Origin of the sequence: Tunturibacter psychrotolerans (genome assembly GCF_040359615.1) — a bacterium.
GTDB lineage: Bacteria > Acidobacteriota > Terriglobia > Terriglobales > Acidobacteriaceae > Edaphobacter > Edaphobacter psychrotolerans.
The window spans coordinates 3,135,190-3,155,983 of sequence record NZ_CP132942.1 but is presented as its reverse complement, the minus strand read 5'-3'; the positions used below and the strand labels follow the sequence as shown (position 1 = coordinate 3,155,983).

Below are 20,794 nucleotides of genomic sequence, written 5' to 3'. Positions count from 1 at the left end.
AACTCTGCTCTTACGATCCGAATCTGTCGAACGAGTTCGCTTGTAACTGTGCCCAATAGGAGCCGCGGATTGCCTTTTCTCCATATCGTCTCAAACCAGCGATAGGCCGACAGAAAAACAGCGCGGCTCTTTTTAGTCGCTCAGACTTCAACCGACGAAGCAACGGCACGGTGGCGAAAATTACGCGTCTGTGCTCCCATTGTTGCTTTTCTGGATTGCGGCATGTCTTGCTGGCAGGTTGCAATCGGAAATCGGCAAGAAGCTCCGGAATGTGCTTGAACCTGTATCCCTTTACGGCCAACCGAATAAACAGTTCTAGGTCCATCACATACTGAAGGTTCTCATTGATCCAATTTCCTTCATCAAAGACTCGACGGCGAAAAAACGTGGTAGTGGTCGGGATATATAAAACCCGATGATAAAAGAGAACAAAGGCACTAAATGTAATTTCTGGTTTAATCCGAACGAGCCCGCCAAATTCGTCTACGACACGATAGTCTCCGTACAGAATGTCGAGCCCCGGATCCTCTTCAAACATTTTTGCCACGCGTTCAAAACATCCTGTCCGGTAGCGGTCATCCGCATTCAGCCAACCAATAATGTCTCCCGTCGCTTTTCGAAACCCCTTGTTTAACGCCTCACTCTGACCACTATCAGGTTCGGATACCCAAGTTATGCCTGATGAGGCGTCGATCCGGAAGTTCCGCAATAACTCTACAGTTCCATCGGTTGACATCCCGTCGATCACTAAGTGCTCGCAGTTCGGATAGTTCTGTATAACCACACTTTCCAGAGCTTCATAAATAAAGCTTGCCTGATTTAGTGATGGCGTCACAATCGAGATGGATAAGGGTTTGGTCATATAATTTCGCTCTTCCGAGGGTGCATTCCATGCCAACAATAATTGCTCAATCCCTACTTTCGAACCCGCTCGCTGGTTATTGTCGACTTGATGTGAATAACTAGTTCTCGTCGTGGATCGAAAGCATCCAATTCCTCCCAGAATTGCTTCGCCAAAAGGTATATTGCCGTCAGGATGATTGACAACACAGTCGCGGTCAGAGCTATTAACAATCGATGGGGACCAGACTTTCGCTCAGGAAGGCTGGGGAAGTCTATAATCCCGACCGTTGGAATCGACTTGGCCTCATCAATACGAGCCGTTTCATATTCTTCTGAAAGCAGGTCGAATACCGTCTCGTGAATACGAACAGTTCTATAAAGATTCGCCCAGTGCACGCCCAGTCGAGGGAGATCTCTTAATGCGGGGTATGGATGAGCCACATCCAGATTCTCACCTTCTGCTCCCTGGCTACTCTGTTCGTTCGCACGCTGTAGCTCGCGTCGCAGAATCGCGTCCCTTGCCTCCGCCGCACGAACTCGAACATTTTGATCGCCATAAATCTGACGCAACGAGCTCAGTTCAGATTCGCCCGCTATTAGCTGCCCTTCAAGCTTCGCTCCGGCGTCTACGGTAGCCTTCGTCTGTTCCTTTAGATCAATCGTAGTGTTCTTGCTGGAGAAGTCACTGAGTTCAAGCTGGGCACGTTGTAGTTCTGCCTGGACGGTGCTGAGTCGCTGTTCAATAAACTCACGTTCACGATGAGCAGATGAAGTGTTGACTCTAGCGACTAGTCCGTTTAGCTCATCGAGATAAGCCTGAGCTAACTCTTTTGCGCGATTGCGATCTTCGTCTGTCACAACGATTGTGATTACGCCATTCTTAGGATCCTCGGTTATCTTGGTCAAATGTGCGAGTCGTTTAGCCGTACTATCTCGATATCGCTTATGATATACACGCTGCAGATCAAACTTATCGATGAGATGACCAGATATTGTTCCACTATGCAATAGAGCAACGAACAAGGCGCTATTGTTTTTCGCTCCGATGAGACTTCCCGCTAGGCCTGCCAGACCGCTCGCCGAACTCTTACCAACTAGTGCAGCAAGCATCGCTGCGCCGTTTCCACCCTGTTCGGGAGGCATAAGTCGCGCGCCAGATTCATACTCTTTGGGTAGCGTAAACGCGAGTAGCAGACTAAGTCCGAAGACGACTCCCGCCACACGAAGCATCAGATGCCGATTATCCCAAAACAACGACGCGTTCGCAATCCAGGTTGGTCTCTTCACAACATCTGCAGGACTCACGTCTTGGCTTAGTGGAAACGCTCGAGATGTCGGCTCTAAGAGATTGTGCATTGCTTACACCTCGGTAGTCGCTCGTAGGTTTGTTTCCAGATAACTGTCAAGAGCTGCAGCCACACGCGAGTTGAATTGCTGTAACTTGTAGGTTCAGCATGGATAGTTTTAATGTAATGCTAGTGCTGCTGCGAAGCCAATCGAGGAGAACACCTGGGCCGACGCGAAAAGGTTTCGCCACAAAGCCGATCCACCAAACACTTTTTGGGGGACGACAACGACATCACCAGGACCTAACTTTGAGTCAAGAACCCCTGGCTCGTGCCAATTGTTTGACCGCCTTCCGACCACTAGACCATTCGCTCGAATGACGAGAATTTCTTTTCTGTTGCCGCCTTCTGTACTACCCCCTGCGTGCTGGAGATACCACCCCGCGGTTTTCCCAGGAACAAAAGTGATAGCTGAAGCGTTATAAACCTGACCAGTAACTAGGACAAAACCTGGCTTCTTGGGGATGGTGAGAACGTCTCCGTTTCGCATTTCGATATCTGCGGGTGTGCCTTCCCAACTCGCTATATCAGTGCTTATTTTGATGACTAGGCGTCCAATTGCAGGTTGATTGCGCAACCGAGAGACTACTTCTTTCTGCTGTTGAACAAGTAACTGCAACGTCGCGGCGTCGTCTTGCGCAGAGAGGCTTGGAGCAAGCTTCGCACCCGCTGACGTTGTCTCGATTTGACGTATCAATTCGTTTCGGCTCTTGTCTTCAAGGTCTTTCACCTGAAGTCTGATCAGCACAGCTCCCGAAGGATAGGCGGTTGATCGGAAGCCGCCCGCTCGTTTTATCACTGAGCTCAACCGCTCCCCTTCCTGTAGCCCATAGGACCCGGGATAGGTCACCTCACCGGCAAAGTTTACTGAAGCTCCAATATCGTTCCACCCAGATATTTGGTGGACGGTGAGCACATCACCAACTTTCAGCGTTGCATCGGAGTTGGAATCATAATTGTTCACTGCTGCTCCAATCCGAACCGCCTGTCTCCGGCTTATGACTTCTCTTCCATCTTTTACGTCATAACTAGCGAGGTCTGCGTTATCGAGGAGCGCACTACGTTTAAAACCGCCTGCCATACGAACGAGTTGTGCAGCCGTCATTCCTTGAGAAAGTGCGTATTCTCCTGGATGAATCACGTCTCCATGTATCTGAACCTTTGGAGCGTCAGCCTCATAGCGACCGACGATACGAATCGTGTCGAAAGGCCGCAGGCTAATCTCTTCATTACCAGACAAGACGTCGGGAACGTTAAACGAGATAGCTTCAGCGCGCAGATCAGGGGGGAGTAAACGAATAATTTCTCCGCCATCCGCTGGCTCCGGAAGAAGGTCTTGATAGGAACGAAGGACGTCAGTCAATTTCATACCGTCGTGATACGAGAATTTCCCCGGTCTGACAACATGTCCCTCTACGTAAATTGCCTTCTCGCTATACGGGAGAATCGGATCCACAGTAATCCGATCGCCGTCCTGAATTTCAAACTCATCCATTGTTACTTGCGACGCCTCCTTCGTAATCCCTTCGGGAAGGTTAAGGCTCAGCGTCGCCCGATGACCCTGTGGGTCGATTCGCTCAATCTTGGTGCGGGTCACCGCAGCGGCCACAAGCAGCCCTCCGGCATCGGCTAACACCTCCGACAGCTTTTTCTCATCTTTTAGTTCATAGGTAGCCGGACGTTTAACCATTCCCGTGACCCCAACCTGCCTTCCTAGAGGGGGAATCAAAATCGTGTCGCCCGCTTCGAGCCGATCCTCTTCAGATCGAATACCGTGGAGAAGAAAATCATAAAGATCGACCTCGCGCACCAGCTTTTGTCCACGGTACTGACGAACTATGCGCAGTGAGCCGAACCGTGTCGGGCCACCAGCTGCATAGAGTGCGTTGAGAGGGGTCGACAATGAACTGATATCGTACGCGCCCGGCCGTTGCACGTCGCCAACTACGTACACTCGTATGGTCCGTAATCGCGAAATAGTGATGGCTACCTTCGTATCCCTGAACTGCCTACTCAGTTCCTGTTGGACCACCTCCTGAGCCCGTTGGATCGACAATCCGGCTACTGAAACTGCACCAGCTTCAGGGAGAACGACCTTTCCTTCTCGATCGATAGTTCTCGGAAGACTCTGCGATATACCGCCCCAGAAATTGATAATCAGGCCATCACCAGCGCCTAAAATGTAGTCTGGTCCGATGGGCACATCAATCGACATCTGTTTTGTAGCTAAGCCACGCTCAAGAAACATGTCTGAACCAAAGCGCCTAAGTTTCGAAGTCTGTTCAGGAACCTGAGAGTAAAGATCGCGAAGTGCCTGAAGATTGTAGGGGGTTGCCTGATGAATGATTTCCGTAGTATTGCCACTGTTCCGGTCTGACTTGCTCTGAGACGAACGACCTACGTCATCCCGCGACGCTGGTGAATTTCTTCTTGGAATTCCATCTGAGTTAGGAGTTTCCGATCCTCCGGAGTCAGTGCCGATTGTACTTGTCAGACCAGCACCTCTAGAAGAACTTATGACTCCTGGCTCTGATAGTGTAGGAGAGAGAGTGGCATCGTCGATTCCTTGTGTTCCTGTGCTCTGTCCTTCTAAATCGAGATCATCCAGATATCCGCGAGCCCTCAACCACACGCTGATTGCTCCACGCAATCCCGCATTTGAAGATATGCCTTGATACAACATGTCGTCAGTAATGGAATCTACTTGAACAATCGTTCCTCCCTGTTGCAGATAGTCGGCCATCACTTGTTTAAGATCTACGACCAACTCGGGCCGCGATTGCACAATCATCAGAATTTGGCTAGCGGTTAAGGTGCCGTTTGGACTTTGATTGGCACTATTCCCTGCCGTTTCCTCCTTTGTGCGGTCGCTCCCACCATCGTCGGAAATGTTTGCGTCCGGTGACATAGGAGTCGTAGAACTCGAGGGCGAAGCAGAAGGTAGCCCAGTCGGCAAACTTGGTGCCTGCAGTTGCTGTGACTGCACGGCGACTGTTGATAACATTAGACAGCCAAGGGCGATCACACTCCATTTCAATTGTTCGAAGACACTCATCTGGAGAGCTTTCACCTATTCCTTACTTTCTAAAGTATCGAGACTTCTTATCTGTAGCTCACCCTGGTGCGGATCTGCCTTTCGTAAGAACGCGACGCTCCTCTTCCAGTGGGCTGCTTCGAGCATGTAGTAGCAACCTTGCTCAAGATGGAAGTACAACCTAAACAGAAAGAACCGGAATTCCTCGAGCACCTTGCCTAGGTTCACTAGTAAACTTGAACTCGGGTTCTTGACAGTGATTCTCGCCGGTCTATGTAAAGGAAACGGGCTTTTAGCCTCTCGGGATCCCACAATTCCATCGCGCGCCATGGCCCAGTGAAGCAATAGATAGAGCTTTGTTCCAGGGAACCTCGCAAAGACGACTTTTTTTCCATACCTATCTAGCCACAGACTAACCGTCGGAGGCAGTTCCCGAATTGTCCAGGCCAGCGCGTCCGGCATCCGGCGTATGTCGAACATCTGCAGCGAAACCCGTGTCGCAACCCCTATTGCCAGCTTGGTTTCTTCGCTTTCCGACGCACACCGCCGAACCTCGGCCCACAGTGCATAATTCTCTTCGTTAACGTTGACGAAGTTGACGTATTCAAGAATCCACGACGCACGCGTCCATTCACCCTTGAGGTGTTTGAATAAGTGATCTGCAAGCGCAATAAACCGATCACAATCAGAGAGGATTGGCAGTTCTAAGTCTTCCCAGCGCCTTAGACCCGCTCTGGCTAACCTATCGTGCCGGAACGCCCTTCCAGCTGAGCCATTAACGTCGTCGAAGTGAATTTCTACGCAACGTTGAAGTTTAGGCTTATAGAGATCTTTCAAACTGGGCAACCGTCCATTACCAGCCTTAAACTCCTTTACGTTAGGTCCCTCCCCGGTCAGCAAATACCCCTGGCGCTCTAACGTCCGTTGGCACTGAAAAATATGAGAGCGGTCTACCAAAAAATCTAGATCGAGCTGAAGACGTTGCCCGACTTCTCTGAATGCATCGGGAACCAAAGTGAAGCCTTTAAGGTTGGCGTAGCACAGACCCACTCTCGTGAACTCTCTATTAATCACCATAAACTCTTGAAACAGGTGCATGGTGTTCGCCTGATTATCTTCTGCATTCTCCTGGAGACGAAGCAAAACGGGCCCAGGAATTGCTGCTTGAATGCCTAAGACTTCGAGGCGATTCAACAAATAAAGCGCGAGGCCACTGGCATCCAACCACCTGTAAGTCCCCTGCCACGCCCGGTAATTAAACTTGGAAAGGGCTTCATGGTGGGTGCTCGGATCTTCTTGTCGAAAGGTTGCAATCACTGCCTCCGCCAATTGGTAGTTCATTCGCAGCACTCTCCTTCATGTTGGTGTTTTTACCAGTGATTACTTGTCGTAAAGAACTGGATCACCGAGGCTACCTGCGGGCGGCAGGTTCCGAATAAACAAAACAATCGACCATATCTCGTCATCGCTCAGAATGCCCTTCGAGCCCGGCATGCCGGATGGTGCAATACCATAATCGATCACCCATTTGAGTTGCCCATCCGTGTAGGACTGAATCTCACTAGAGCTAAGCAGAGGTACCGGAGGCGACATGGCACCTGCGAACGGGACACCAGTGTTTTGGCCATCCATTCCATGACATGCGACGCAATAGTGCGTGAAAGCCTCCCGCCCCGCGGCGATGTTTGCGTCAGAGCGCTGGAGCGGACTACGTTGCGTGCGGTTGCGAATGAATAAGGAGTGCTTGCTCCAAGTCAAAACACTGTCCTCTATCCTGCCGGGAGGTGAAGATTTACATCCAGTCATTACTACTAAATAGAGCAGCATCAAGATTGGACGGGTCTTGCGCATTGTTACTCTGTCACGTGAAGCGTTAAAGTCATTGAGCCGTGACCAGATCCGCAGAACACTGAGCAGTGGCCTACAAAGTCACCGGTTTGTGTGGGCGTGAATGCGAGTTCCGCCGGCTTCCCCTTTTCAATCTTCGTGTTAAGGTTCAATTCCTTGAATTTTAAGCCATGAGCAACGTCTTCAGTTGTCAACTTGATTACTACCGGCTCACCTTTCTTCAGGGTGATTTGTGACGGCTCGTAGGCGAAACGCTTCACCGAAACATTGATCGTAACGGGAACATCGGACGTTGAAGCAAATCCCGGCACAACGAATGAGCCGACAGATAACATACTCACTAGAATTGCTTTGGCTGAAATCCAGTACTTCATTCACGACACCACCTTTTCCTGGTTTTGCGAACATCATCAAAAGGTACATCCGCCATTCATTTCGAGACTGGAATGTAGACATATCCAATGCTCTTGACCTTAGTTGACTCACTTGGTTTAGTTGTCATTGTGCAATGTGCTATTTGTCACTTATTTGTAAAAGGCTATCCAGCCATTGGGTTGGTCAGTCAAATCTTCAGCAGGGTAGGAATTAATTCTGAAACCAAGTGTTTGATCGTAATCGCAGAAGAGACAAATCCCAGAAATTCCGACCTTTGAGCGTCATAGAATAGAACCGTCTCCGTTCCAACAATCAACGTTCGTAGTTCTCCCCCGGAGAGCAAAGTGGTCTCGGCATTATCATTCGCCGCAAATACTTCTCGAATAAGCTGCCAAGAAACCACAGCAGGCAGATTTTCAGCTCTTTGGGTGCTCCAGGAGCGCCGAACTGCCAACGCAATTCCTAAGTCATTTGATCGGACAGAATAACGACTGGGACCGACGCAATCGGCGAACACATATGGCGTTGCCACGAACCGTCGCAAAAGGTCTGGAGACCGTGTCGCATTGAGTTTCAAGCAAATATCTCCCGCGTCTGATTAGCGACAAACTCAACAAGATACTCGGCGGCGACCTGAGGAGTTCCTCCATACCGGAGCAACCAACATGGTAGTCTTGATACCATTTCGAGAGTGAGATCTCGCATCACAGAAGCTTCATACAGCTCCGTGGGCAATCTCTCCACGCTAGAATTGAGATAATTTCTAGCTTTACTCGACGCCACGGAAGCGAACTCAACCTTGAAATCTAGTATTCGCTCCAAAAAAATCACCCATCGCGGTTCACATGCTCTTTCAATTCGGACCGAGAATGCGTCGGCGATGTCAACCTCGTAGGCTAACTCTCCATTCATTGACTTCTGTGGGCAATAGCTCGTCAAACTAGGAAAGTGATTGGTAGCATCTGGCAACAGCTTGACTGGAGCTGATGTGCCGAACGCTACCAGAGAGCTCTGATGCCGTGACATATAGGTCCAATCATCGGAGACGTAGCTGAATCCGTTTTGTGCAAGGGCGACAGATAACGTAGATTTTCCCGCACCTGACAAGCCTGCTATTAGTAGTCCGTCACCACTCCGCTCAAGACACGCGCAATGCATGGGAACCAACCCCATGGCTGCACCTAACACTCCCAGAGAGATTGGGATAAGCTTTTCCCTCCAGAAACGGAGGTCTGTAGCTGCGACTCTCGAGATACTGGCGCTAAGTGTGCGGCGCAACACATCGAAGATAAAGATGTTGCCAGTGCCAAACGAAGCTGTCACGACATGGCGTAAACCGCGGAAGTGGGGCTCTTCAATCGGATCGAATGAAGATTCGTTCACTACAACGCGCATGCTAAATCGATTTCCAGGTTCGCATTTCTCGACGTGGGAAAGCTGGCTTAGTAGAGCTCGTAGTTCGAACGAGTTTGTGATCAGATCACACACCACACCCGCGAAACGAAGCTCTTGGGCATAGGGCAGAATCGCTGGATCGACCGAAACTGACTTCATCGGAACACCGCCGAACTTCACTCTATCGCAAGGGATACGGGATTTTCACCACCCCCGAAAAACTTTACAAAGCGCTGACATGGATATGACAACTGCTGCCGCCGCTAGTCATATCGTCCAAAATGAGTGAGGGATCGAATTGCCTAAAGCCCGCAAAGTCGTCTTCTTCTTTCCATCTTTCGCGAGCTCCGATGCCACAGCGCCCCTAGGTATTCTCGCTGTTGCCACTCCGCTGATCCGCGCTGGTTATGAGGTTGTGCTCATCGACTCTACGATCACCCCGAACTATAAGCTACGCGTCCTAGAAGAAGTGAAGGATGCGATCTGTCTCGGGATTTCTTTGGTGACCGGACCAATGATTCGGGAAACTGTCGCGATTGCCAAAGCAATCAAAGCTCGAGATCCCAAGTTCCCTATTGTCCTCGGCGGCTGGCACCCCTCCCTTCTACCTACACAGACACTTGAAGCCCCATACATCGACTACGTCATTTGCGGACAGGGAGAAGAGTCCTTCCTTGAGCTGGTCGGACACATTGAGAATCAGTCCGCTCCGGACTTCGTCTCGGGTATCGGTTTTAAGCGAGATAACAAACTCACATTTACGCCCGAACGTGCACTGCGGCCCATCGTAGAGCAGCCTCCCAAGGCCTATCAAATCGCAGATTTCGATGCCTATGAACGAATGTGTGGGAAGCGTTGGGCGATGTACACCTCTAGCTTGGCCTGTCCGTTTGATTGCGCTTATTGCACTAACGGTGCGGTCTATAAGCGCAAATGGAACGCTCTTCCAGCAGAGCAATTCGTTGAAGAGACTGTTGACCTGAGCCGAAGGTACAACCTGAGTATGCTTTGGATCGTCGACGATAACTTTCTCGTGGATCTCGATCGCGCACGAGCCATAGGCGAAGGTCTGGTGCGAGCAGGCGCAGAGTTTCAGTGGAGCATTCAAGCAACCACAAATCTCACCTCACGGCTTTCTCAAGAGGATCTGAAATTGTTGCGCCGCAGCGGACTTCACCAAATCTGTCAAGGTGTAGACTCCGGGTCTCCGAAGATCTTGAAGGCTATGAACAAGACATTTCAAAACTTTGAGGATATCTACGAGAGCGCGGCACGATGTCTGTCCGCAGGAATGCGCCCCTCTTTCAACATCATCTTCGCCTACCCTGGAGAGGGACCCAAAGAACGTAGAGAGACCATGAATTTTATTATGGATGTTTGCCGGCGTTTTCCAGGCACCGAGTTCTGGACGAATATCTTCACTCCCTATCCCGGAACCAACGTAATGAACAGGGCCGCCGAGCTTGGGATAGAAGTCCCCGACTCGCTCGAAAAATGGGCCGAGTTTTTTCCACGCTATACCAAGCTCCCATGGCTGAACGGACGTGATCACGAAGAATTACAAATTATGCGCGATTACCTTCGAATCGCTTTTGATCGGATTCCGATCGGAGTTGACCGCCGAACCCGCATCACTCGTCTCGCTCAGAAATGCATTTCTTTTCCAGCGCGTTTCCGACTTGATCATGGACTGTATCGTTTTCCGGCCGAGCTCTGGTTGAATGACAAGCTAAAAGCAAGGACCGCGGGATTCAAACCAGTCGTCGATGCGCGCCGATTGGAGCCCAGCCCCGAGCAGGTCGAGGCCGCATGCTGAGCAGAGGTAAGGTCGTTCTCTTTTATCCGCCCTATGACGGACCTCCGCTCGGCGCACCTCTTTGCTTACTCGCACTTGCTGCCAGCCTACGCGAAGCTAACTTCGACGCTGTCCTGATCGACGCCGCCATCGAGCCGAACTACCTCTCTCGCGTCGAGTGCGAGTCTGTAGACGCTCTCTGCGTTGGAATCTCCGTTTTGACGGGGCCGATGATCCGCGGCGCTATAGAGGTCGCAAACACGATCAAAAACCATACTCCGTGGCTTCCGATTATTTTTGGTGGATGGCATCCCTCTCTTCTTCCAGACCAAACCCTAAGCGAGAGCTTCGTGGATATGGTTGTTCGTGGTCAGGGTGAAATAACACTTGTAGAAACAGTTCAAGCATTGGCACAACATAGATCCCTCAACAACATCGCGGGACTTTCATGGAAAAGCAATGGGCGACGTGTCCACAATGCTGATCGTAGAGTAGAACCTCTTGACTCCCTGCCGCTCCCCGCATTCGACCTCGCTAATTTTGAGGCTTACGAGAAGATCTCTGGGGTTCGCAAACTCGCCTATGCCACCAGCGTTGGTTGTCCTTACGCATGCAATTACTGCACGGACATGATCTTCTATAAACGCAGATTTAATGCACTCTCGGCGGACCGGACTGTGGCTGAGATGATTGACCTAGTAACTCGGTATCGCATCGACGAAGTAGCGTTGCTGGACTCTAACTTCCCGGTTCAGCTACCGCGAGCACTCCAGATTGCCCGTGGCATCATCGATTCGGGAGTCAAGTTTAAGTGGACCTTCCAAGCCTCCACAGATTTCCTATGCCGCATGAGTGAAGATGATGTGCGGCTCTTAGGCGCTAGCGGTGTCTCACACATGGGCTTCGGCACCGAGTCGACATCGGACTCCGTTCTCAAGCTTATGAATAAGCGTCATCAGCGTGTCGATGAAATGTACGAAACTGCGCGCAAGGCTCAGTTGGGCGATATTCGTGTCACGTTCAATCTTATCTTCGGTTATCCGGGCGAGACAGAAGCGGATCGAATTATCACTTTTCAGACAATGAGCGACATCGGCCGCCAGTTCCCCAACGTCAGCTTCTCTCCAAATATCTTCACTCCGTATCCAGGAATTCCGATTTGGCCTCAACTGCGAGAACTTGGTGTCCCTGAGCCCCAGAATCTACGTGAATGGATGGACATGCCATTGGGAGCAAACATGTTGCCGTGGCTTAAGGGCAACGAGTTAGCGAGACTTCAACGCATGCTCAGATATTTTCTCCTCAACAATCAAATTGATCGCCAGCAAAATAGCTATTCACGGCTACGACGCACCGTGAGGTTTATCGTTCAAGCGCCCATCAGGTGGCGACTCCGTTCGAGTAACTACTCATTCCCTTGGGAACTCTGGCTCTCTAACATATCCGAACACATAGTACTCCGTCGTTCACTGGTGACTGGCCAAGAGCTTCCAAAGGAACCCGCCAATGCATGCTGACCAGATAAAGAGAGGGGAGGCCAGTCGATGGCTGACGTTCTGCTAACACATTCCTACCATCTCCCCTACGATCCCAAGCAGGTGCGAAAGATGCAGCCGTATCCGCCTCTGGGTACGCTCTATGCTGCGTCCGCTCTAAGAGCCGGAGATATCGCTGTCGCCGTGTTCGATACCATGCTCGAAGATCCCAACTCGGGCTTTACAGCGGCCTTGCTGGAGCACGGCCCTAAGCTCGTGGTGATCTACGAAGATGATTTCAATTTTCTCTCGAAAATGTGCCTCACGCGCATGCGCCAACTCGCTTGGCAACTCGCTCACCAAGCAAAGCAATCTGGTGCAGTTGTAATAGCGCACGGTTCGGACATGACAGATCAGGCCGACTCCTACCTCCGCAACAACGTCGATTTCATTTTGCTGGGTGAAGCTGAAGAAACGCTCGTAGCTCTGTGTTCCGCGATTCTATCCGGTGACCCACACTTGGACATACCAGGGCTCGCATATCTTGACGCGGGAGGGGCCCTATCAAAGAGTGCAGGCGGCATCCCAAAGAACCCCTCATGGAATAGTCTGCCGCGCCCCTCACGCGAACTGATTGATCTGGCACTTTATCGCCAGGCGTGGTCCTCCGCACACGGTCACTTTTCAACAAACATCGTAGCTAGTCGCGGATGTCCCTACCGATGTAACTGGTGTGCAAAACCAATTTCTGGCAACAAGTTTCAGATCCGCTCGGCCAAAGCCGTAGCAGCTGAGATTCGTGAGCTGAAAGAAGTTTATGGTGTTGAGCACATCTGGTTTGGCGATGATGTATTCGCACTAAACCATCAATGGGTGCAAGACCTTGCAGACGAGATTGAAACGATGGAATGTGCTCTCCCTTTTAAGATCCAATCTCGTGCCGATCTAATGACACCTAAGACTGTTGCGGGACTCAAAAGAGCAGGGTGCACTGAGATATGGATGGGGGTCGAATCTGGTTCGCAGCGAATTCTCGATGCGATGGACAAGGGATTAACCGTCAATGACGTGATTACGGCACGTACCCTGCTTTCCGATAATGGTATGCGCGCGTGCTTTTTCCTGCAATTTGGTTACCCAGGCGAAACATGGGAAGACATTCAAGGGACTATTGGCCTAGTACGTAGCATGCGCCCAGATGATATCGGCATCTCTTTCTCTTATCCACTTCCAGGGACAGCGTTCTATGAGCGCGTACAGGAACAGATCGGAACCAAACGAAATTGGACCGATAGTGACGACCTGTGCGTCATGTTTTCCGCCGCCTATAACAATGACTTTTACATGGCACTACGAACCGCGCTTCACGCTGAGGTCGACTCTTGGAAAAAGGGTCCTGACCCCGTCGCGAATTCAATTGACCTAGTGACTCTTTGGCAGCGTGTTTTTGAGCTTGAAGCCGTCAGCAGAAACTCCGCGGCAACATTCTGCCTCGATGCGATGGTCGCTGGTTCAGGCAAACACAAGTTTGTTCCTCTGCAAACGCTACTCTCATCTGAGGGGCAAGTATAAATGGCAGAGCTTCTACTAACTCACGGCTACTTCCTATATGAAGACCCCAAGGAGCTTCAGATTCTGAAGCCCTACGCCCCACTCGGAATCTTGTATCTATGCTCTCATCTGCAGAAGCAAGGATTTGATGTAGATGTCTTCGACACCACGTTCTCCAGTCGTGAAGCGCTCTTCAATCACCTGCGCACCGAGACACCCTCGGTCGTTGGCATCTATGCCAATCTCATGACACGAAGCAATGTAGTAGAAATTCTGAGCGTAGCGCATGAGGCAGGCTGGAAGACGATCGTAGGCGGCCCCGAACCAGGTGCGTACGCTCTTGAGTATCTTCAGTCGGGCGCGAACTATGTCGTCTTTGGTGAGGGTGAACTCACAATGCAGGAGTTGCTCGAAGCTTTTCGCGCTAATGACACCGCCGCATGCACTACCATCTCCGGACTAGCCTACCTTGATGCCACCGGAAACATGCAGGAAAACCCACCGCGTAATCAGATAGCCGATCTCGATAGTCAACCATGGCCAGCTCGTCACGCTATAGATATTGCCCGCTACGTCAAGACATGGCGCGACGCACATGGTAAAGGTTCGATCAACTTCATTACGGCTCGCGGATGCCCTTATAAATGTCGTTGGTGCAGCCATCAAGTCTTCGGCCAAACTCATCGCCGTCGTACTCCACGGCTCGTCGTCGATGAAGTGGAGTGGCTCCTCCAAACTTATTCTCCGGACATGGTCTGGGTATCTGACGACGTCTTTACTATCAATCATCAATGGCTTCGCGATTACGCGCGAGAGATGCGGCTGCGCGGCCTTCGCATTCCTTTTGAATGCATCTCTCGAGCAGATCGTCTGAATCCAGAGATGCTTGACCTTCTCGCTGAACTTGGTTGTTTCCGGATCTGGATCGGCTCTGAAAGCGGGTCGCAACGCATCCTCGACTCCATGGACCGTGGAGTAAAAATTGAGCAGGTACAACAAGCTGTCGCTATGAGCCGCGAAAGAGGCATCGAAAGCGGCATGTTCCTTATGTGGGGCTACGAAGGTGAAGAGCTAGAAGACATCGAGGCAACGATCAAGCACGTCAGCATCTCCAAACCAGATGTATTCTTCACTACCGTCTCTTATCCCATCAAAGGGACACCCTACTACCAGAAAATCTCCAGTCGCCTCGTTCAGTTGAAGCCGTGGGGGGTTAGTTCGGATCGCGAGATCAAGATTAAGGGACGTCACTCGCAAAAATTTTACAGCTACGCAGACAAACTCCTTCGAGATGAGGTCCAACTCGCTCGCATGGCCGAAACTCCTGACGCAGAATCCGACCGCGCGTCCAGCCTGCGCCGCGAGATCGCGCTCGCCCGTGCGGCTTTGCTCTCAACGCAGACCGAGGTGGAAGCATGATTCCGATGGCGACCGCCCAGCCACAAGCCATTCTCGCCTTCGACCAATTGGCGAGGCGCTACGACGATCTGTTTACAAGATCTCTCATCGGGCGCGCTCAACGAAATGCGGTCTGGAGAGTGATCGCGCAGGCGTTTCGATCCGGAGACCACATTCTGGAATTGAACTGTGGTACAGGCGAAGACGCCCTTTTCCTTGCTGGGAAAGGAGTCTCTGTGGTTGCCTGCGACGCCTCAGAACAAATGATCGAGTATGCCCAGCAGCGCCTTCGTACCGAAGCTCCCACTACTTCCGTGAAGTTCGCCCAACTACCAATCGAGCAAATTGCTGAGATTCGAACGGAAAGCGCTTTCGACGGGGTCTTCTCAAACTTTTCAGGTCTGAATTGCGTCGCTGATCTTAGTCAAACAGCAGAAAACTTGGCAACTCTCATTCCGCCGGGTGCTCCCCTTATTATTTGTCTTTCAACCCGCTTCTGCATCTCAGAAATCATCTGGTTTCTGATTCACGGAAGGCCCCACGAAGCGTTTCGCAGATGCTCGGGCCATGCTGCAGCTAAAGTAGGTGAATTCGTTGTCGATGTCTACTATCCAACACTCCGTCAGCTGCAAAAGTCGTTCTCGCCCGCCTTCGTTATGCGTTCCTGCGTCGGCATCGGCATCACCGTCCCTCCTTCTTACGTTGAACCATGGATCCGCAAATTTCCAAACTTGCTGCATGTCATGGATACGATCGACAAAGCCCTCTCGGCGTGCCCGGGGTTTCGAGTGATTGGCGATCACATGCTCATTAGCTTCGAGAGAGTCCAGGTATGATCGCGATGGCTCATAAAGAATCCATCGATTTTCGTGCGGACGAAGACAACGACTTTCGTCTTCGATGCCCTCGATGCAGGGGATGGATCAATAGTTTGCCGTATACGAATGTTGCTGAAGCCATATTGGTCTGTTCCGACTGTTGCTTAAAGCTGTCGAGCGAGGGCGGTATTTGGAGAGCTTTGCTTCCCGAACGCGTCTCTCACTTCTCCCGCTTCATTCGTGACTATGAGTTTATTCGCTCTGCGGAAGGCCGTGGCAGCGTGGATGCGAAATACTATTTCGCGCTACCTTATCGCGATCTGTCAGGAAGCAACAGTCAACAATGGATCATACGTGCAAAGACGTTTCGTTATATCGAGCGACATATTCTCCCTGACTTGCAACTCGATAACAGAAAGCGGCTTCGAATTTTGGACCTCGGCGCAGGTAACGGATGGATGAGCTATCGGCTCGCTCTCGGAGGGCACGCGCCTGTGGCAGTGGATCTGCTTACCAACGACAGAGACGGGCTTGGCGCCGCAATTCACTATCAGAAGCAGCTTACTACGCTCTTTCCGCGCGTACAGGCCGAATTGGACGTGCTTCCCCTCATGGACGACGCATTCGATCTTGTCATTTTCAACGCTTCATTTCACTATTCCGAAGATTACGAGAAGACCATTGCTGAAGCCTTACGTTGCACGCGCGCGGGGGGCACAATTCTTATTGCTGACACCCCATGGTATAGCAACGAAGCAAGCGGTCAACAAATGGTAATCGAACGTCGGAGGTCTTTCACTCAAAGTTATGGCATTGCCTCCGACAGTCTCAACAGTCTCGAATTCCTCACCGATCAACGTCTCCAAAGACTGGAAGCGCGCTTCGCACTTCATTGGCAGGTGCACACGCCGAGTTACGGCATCCGCTGGCTCATGCGGCCATTATTCGCCAAAATGCAGGGTAGACGTGAACCATCTCAATTTCGAATCTATAGTGCCCGAGTACAAAAATGATCGTTCTCTTTAATCCGCGAGCCACAAAACCACGCAACCGACGGCTTCCCCTTGCTGTATTGGCTATTGCCGCCGTACTTGAGGACCGCGAAGACTACGAGATTGTCGACGGCAACGTAGATGACAATCCCGTGGCCTCCATTTCGCGGCTAATCGAACAATACGACGTTGAACTACTTGGCGTCTCGGTCATGCCTGGACCGCAGATGGTCGCGGCGATGGACGCTTCCCGTGAAATACGTCGGGCCTATCCCCATGTCAAGATCGTGTGGGGTGGCTACTTCCCTTCCGTCTATCCAGATGCCGCGCTCAATGCAAAATATGTAGACTACATCGTTCGCGGCCAAGGCGAAGACACCCTACTTGAACTTCTAGATGCAATGCGCGGCAAGCGAGCGTTCGATTCCATTCTAGGGCTCTCCTACAAAGACATCTTCGGTCTCCCGAGGAATAACGCAGAGCGGCCCATGAAGGGGCCTGATGAATTTCCTTGGTCGCCATTCCATCGACTGCCTGTCGAAAAGTATCTTCGCCCTTCTTTTTTTGGGAAACGTACTGCCGTCCACCACGCAAGCATTGGCTGCCCTTTTAACTGCAGCTTCTGTGGTGTCCACGCCGCGTACGGGAACAAAGAGCGCATGGAGTCTCCGGAGCGTACCGCCGCCATTCTCTCCCATTTAGTGACCGAGTACGGTGCGGATTCGGTTCAGTTCTACGATATGAATTTCTTTCTTAGAGAAGATCACGCCCTCGAACTTGCCAAGCGAATTGAACATTTGAATCTTCGCTGGTGGTGCGAAGCCCGGGTCGATGTGATGTCTCGGTACTCTGACGAAACATTTGCTGCACTCAAACGCGCCGGTTGCACGATGATCTTCTTCGGCGCAGAGTCAGGCTCTGACTGGGCTCTTAAAGAGATGAAGAAGGGCATCAGCACAGAACAAACAGTCACAATCGCAGAACGAACAAAACAGTTCGGTATCATTCCTGAGTTCTCCTTCGTCATCGGAAACCCCGGCGATCCAGAACGTGACACACGGGAGACTCTCGCCTTCATTCGCAAACTGAAGAAGATTAACCCTGATTCTGAGATCATCATCTACCACTACACGCCGGTACCTCAACCTGGAGACATGTACGGCAACGTGGACGGCCAGATAGCATGGCCATCGACGCCCGCAGAGTGGGCGTCAAAGCGTTGGATGGATTTCACTCTCCGCATCGACACACAAGCTCCGTGGCTTCAACGTAAAACAAAAGATCTCATAGACAACTTTGAGATTGTCATTGGCTCGCGATGGCCAACAGTGCAGGACATCCGTGCGCCGAAGTGGAGCCGCATTTTGCTAAAAACTCTCAGTGCTTGGCGATACGCTCTCGGAGTTTATCGCTTTCCGGTTGAACTTCAATGGGCCAACGAATTCATCAGCCTCCGCAAACCAAAGCGAGAAAGTCTGTGACTGCAACCGCTTTGTCTTCCCTTGATGTCTTCGATACTTGGGCGCAGGTCTATGATGAGCAGCCTAATCCGCTCCTTATGCTAGAGCAACGCTTTCTGAGTCAGATGCTCCCAGATATCAACGGCCTGCACGTACTGGATGCCGGCTGTGGGACCGGCCGATGGCTTCAGTTCCTAGCGCCACGTGGCGCGGCGAGTCTGATCGGCGTGGATTCGTCGACAGAGATGCTGCATCGTGCAGCAAACAAGATTGGTAAAGCTTGCTCCCTGCGGCAGGGAACCTGCGTTGCTCTACCGATACCTGACGGCACAATCGATCTCGTTGTGTCTTCCTTCGTTTTGAGTTATCTCGAAAGCCTGAAGGACTTCGCTCGGGAGCTATACCGAGTTACCCGTCCAGACGGCCACATCTTTTTGACGGACATGCATCCGGACACTGCGATCACTTGTGACTGGACAAGGTCCTTCACTCACGATGGATCGACAGAGAGACTCCGTGTCAATGGACACTCCCTCCAGGCAATCATCGATACTTTCAAAGCTTGTGGATTTGTACTGCTTGCGAACATCCAGCCCACCTTCGAGTTAGAGGAGCGGAAAATCTTCGAAGAAAACGACAAACTACCTTTCTATGAAGAATCCGCCGGCCTGCCTGCTGTTTACATTCTGCAACTGCAAAAAAGATTGCCCCTATCAAAGCTCTCTGATGCAAGCGAAAGCTCTCAGGCACTTCATCTCTCCGGAGCCAGATATGCTCTCGGACCTAGGTCGGCAACCGAAGGGTCGATTGAGGTCGAACGCGGACACATACGCTCCCTCTCGGCCAAATGGCCGCTCATCGGGGAGCCCCAAACAGGGCGGAAGGAAACCGTAGACTTATCCGGCTACATATTGCTTCCGGGTTTGATCAACGCTCACGATCATCTTGAGTTCAGCCTCTTCCCAAATCTCGGTGTCGGACCGTATCTGAATTCAACCGAGTGGGCGAGAGAGATCCATCGGACCCACGCGACCACAATTGCCTCCCATCGCAAGGTGCCAAAGCAGACCCGGTTGCGATGGGGAGCGATCCGCAATCTCCTCTGCGGCGTGACTACGGTCTGCCACCACAACCCTCTCTCGCGGGACCTGGTCGCTGCTGATTTTCCAGTGCGTGTACTCGCCAGATTCGGGTGGGCACACTCTCTTGCCATGGATCCAAATCTCCTACACAACTTTGACCATACACCACCGAATCTTCCTTTCGTGGTTCACGCCGCTGAAGGTGTCGATGCAAAAAGCGCACAAGAGATCTTTGATCTGGATCGGCTGGAACTTCTCGATGAACGGACTGTACTTGTACATGGCCTGGCCCTGAATCACAAAGCAATTTCACTTCTTAATCAACGTCGCTCAGCACTCGTAATTTGCCCGACTTCGAATCAATTCCTATTTCATTCTGCTCTTTCCGCAACCTTGATCAAATCTATTCACACAGTCGTTCTAGGCAGTGATTCTCCACTCACATCTGCTGGTGATCTGCTCGATGAAATAAATTTTGCGCGCAATGAGATTGGCCTCGATGCCGAGTCTCTCTTCGACATGGTCACCGCAAGATCGGCCAGTGTCCTGCGTCTCCGGAACGGGGAGGGGCGTCTTCGTCCGGGCGCCGTAGCCGATCTTATCGCAGTCCGCGACAAGGGCCTTACACCGGCAGAAACCGTTGCGCAACTTACAGTAGATCAGGTTGAACTAGTCATATTAGGCGGCAGAGTCCAACTCGCAAGCGATTCTCTATTTGCTTCTCTTCCCAACTCGCTTCAAGCCGGGCTGCAGCCCCTATTCGTAGATGGCATAAGGCGATGGTTACGCGCTCCGATTGATAGTCTGTTGGCCCAGGCGAGAAAAACTCTTGGAAGAGATCTGCGAGTCGGCGGAAAGAAGGTGGAACATGCCAGTGCTGCATGAGTCATCAACCGAACGATTTCCGCAGGCCGAACGGATCACACAGCTGCCGATTTTGATATTGAATGTGCATAGCCTCTGTAACTGTCGCTGTGTCATGTGCGATATCTGGAAACGTGAGACTAAAGAACAGATTCGCCTAGAGAATCTGGAGCGCCACCGCCTTTCGTTGCAAAGACTCGGAGTTCGACAAATAGTTTTAACCGGGGGCGAACCGCTCCTCCATAGTGATCTCGCAGAGCTTTGTACATTTTTCCGCGATCAGCCGATTCGGATAACTCTACTGACCACAGGTCTCCTGCTGCTGAAGCGTGCCTCTGAGGTTGCAACTCTTTTCGATGACATCATCATTTCGCTGGATGGACCGCGAGAGGTTCACGACGGTATACGCCGTGTCAATGGAGCTTTCGATCTCATCCACGAGGGCGTCGCTGCCGTTCGTCGCTGGAATCCATCCATACCGATAACTTGCCGAACCACCGTCCAAAAAGCAAATCATC

At 51.4% G+C, this 20,794-nt stretch carries 17 protein-coding genes and 1 pseudogene; 9 read left to right on the top strand and 9 right to left on the bottom strand.

The features are described 5' to 3' along the window. Positions 1–10: 10 nt before the first annotated feature. The 8 genes from RBB77_RS13075 to RBB77_RS13040 form a co-directional block, all read right to left on the bottom strand. Positions 11–862 carry a glycosyltransferase family 2 protein gene (locus RBB77_RS13075; RefSeq protein WP_353062193.1) on the bottom strand — a complete coding sequence of 284 codons (852 nt, stop codon included), beginning with the start codon at positions 860–862 and terminating at the stop codon, positions 11–13. Positions 863–915: 53 nt separating this feature from the next. Next, positions 916–1,986 (bottom strand): lipopolysaccharide biosynthesis protein, encoded by a 1,071-nt coding sequence (locus RBB77_RS13070; protein WP_353062192.1) that lies wholly within the window; start codon positions 1,984–1,986, stop codon positions 916–918. A gap of 321 nt (positions 1,987–2,307) precedes the next feature. Beyond that, positions 2,308–5,259 carry an SLBB domain-containing protein gene (locus RBB77_RS13065; RefSeq protein WP_353062191.1) on the bottom strand — a complete coding sequence of 984 codons (2,952 nt, stop codon included), beginning with the start codon at positions 5,257–5,259 and terminating at the stop codon, positions 2,308–2,310. Beyond that, entirely contained in the window at positions 5,260–6,564 is a 1,305-nt protein-coding gene (locus RBB77_RS13060; RefSeq protein ID WP_353062190.1) for a nucleotidyltransferase family protein, read from the bottom strand. A 39-nt stretch (positions 6,565–6,603) separates the two neighbouring features. Continuing rightward, the gene (locus RBB77_RS13055) at positions 6,604–6,981 is read right to left on the bottom strand and encodes a c-type cytochrome (protein ID WP_353062189.1); all 378 of its coding nucleotides are present in this window, start codon (positions 6,979–6,981) and stop codon (positions 6,604–6,606) included. A gap of 95 nt (positions 6,982–7,076) precedes the next feature. Further along, entirely contained in the window at positions 7,077–7,445 is a 369-nt protein-coding gene (locus RBB77_RS13050; protein ID WP_353062188.1) for a cupredoxin domain-containing protein, read from the bottom strand. A gap of 188 nt (positions 7,446–7,633) precedes the next feature. After that, positions 7,634–8,023, bottom strand: coding sequence for a hypothetical protein (locus RBB77_RS13045; RefSeq protein ID WP_353062187.1), 390 nt, complete (start codon positions 8,021–8,023; stop codon positions 7,634–7,636). Then, positions 8,020–9,000 (bottom strand): hypothetical protein, encoded by a 981-nt coding sequence (locus RBB77_RS13040; RefSeq protein ID WP_353062186.1) that lies wholly within the window; start codon positions 8,998–9,000, stop codon positions 8,020–8,022. Before RBB77_RS13040 ends, RBB77_RS13045 begins: the two co-directional genes overlap by 4 nt. Before the next feature lie 139 nt (positions 9,001–9,139). Between RBB77_RS13040 and RBB77_RS13035 the strand changes: the two genes are divergently transcribed. From RBB77_RS13035 to RBB77_RS12995, 9 genes and pseudogenes are all read left to right on the top strand, one after another. Beyond that, the gene (locus tag RBB77_RS13035; protein ID WP_353062185.1) at positions 9,140–10,657 is read left to right on the top strand and encodes a B12-binding domain-containing radical SAM protein; all 1,518 of its coding nucleotides are present in this window, start codon (positions 9,140–9,142) and stop codon (positions 10,655–10,657) included. Beyond that, positions 10,651–12,153 (top strand): B12-binding domain-containing radical SAM protein, encoded by a 1,503-nt coding sequence (locus tag RBB77_RS13030; protein ID WP_353062184.1) that lies wholly within the window; start codon positions 10,651–10,653, stop codon positions 12,151–12,153. Before RBB77_RS13035 ends, RBB77_RS13030 begins: the two co-directional genes overlap by 7 nt. A gap of 27 nt (positions 12,154–12,180) precedes the next feature. After that, positions 12,181–13,683, top strand: a complete 1,503-nt coding sequence (locus RBB77_RS13025; RefSeq protein WP_353062183.1) for a B12-binding domain-containing radical SAM protein — start codon at positions 12,181–12,183, stop codon at positions 13,681–13,683. After that, the gene (locus RBB77_RS13020; RefSeq protein ID WP_353062182.1) at positions 13,684–15,081 is read left to right on the top strand and encodes a B12-binding domain-containing radical SAM protein; all 1,398 of its coding nucleotides are present in this window, start codon (positions 13,684–13,686) and stop codon (positions 15,079–15,081) included. Further along, on the top strand, positions 15,078–15,896 hold the full coding sequence (locus RBB77_RS13015; RefSeq protein ID WP_353062181.1) for a class I SAM-dependent methyltransferase: 819 nt from the start codon (positions 15,078–15,080) through the stop codon (positions 15,894–15,896). The genes RBB77_RS13020 and RBB77_RS13015 overlap by 4 nt, the downstream gene beginning before the upstream one ends. Further along, positions 15,893–16,891, top strand: coding sequence for a class I SAM-dependent methyltransferase (locus tag RBB77_RS13010; protein ID WP_353062180.1), 999 nt, complete (start codon positions 15,893–15,895; stop codon positions 16,889–16,891). Before RBB77_RS13015 ends, RBB77_RS13010 begins: the two co-directional genes overlap by 4 nt. Next, positions 16,888–18,351 (top strand): B12-binding domain-containing radical SAM protein, encoded by a 1,464-nt coding sequence (locus RBB77_RS13005; RefSeq protein WP_353062179.1) that lies wholly within the window; start codon positions 16,888–16,890, stop codon positions 18,349–18,351. Before RBB77_RS13010 ends, RBB77_RS13005 begins: the two co-directional genes overlap by 4 nt. Further along, entirely contained in the window at positions 18,348–20,297 is a 1,950-nt protein-coding gene (locus RBB77_RS13000) for a methyltransferase domain-containing protein (protein ID WP_353062178.1), read from the top strand. The genes RBB77_RS13005 and RBB77_RS13000 overlap by 4 nt, the downstream gene beginning before the upstream one ends. Then, positions 20,281–20,679: pseudogene (locus RBB77_RS12995) on the top strand (radical SAM protein); the annotation flags it as partial. The gene RBB77_RS13000 and the pseudogene RBB77_RS12995, both read left to right, overlap by 17 nt. Here the strand turns inward: RBB77_RS12995 and RBB77_RS12990 are convergent. Further along, complete coding sequence (locus RBB77_RS12990) at positions 20,575–20,793, bottom strand: hypothetical protein (RefSeq protein WP_353067715.1); 219 nt, start codon at positions 20,791–20,793, stop codon at positions 20,575–20,577. The pseudogene RBB77_RS12995 and the gene RBB77_RS12990 sit on opposite strands and share 105 nt — an antisense overlap. Position 20,794 lies beyond the last annotated feature (1 nt).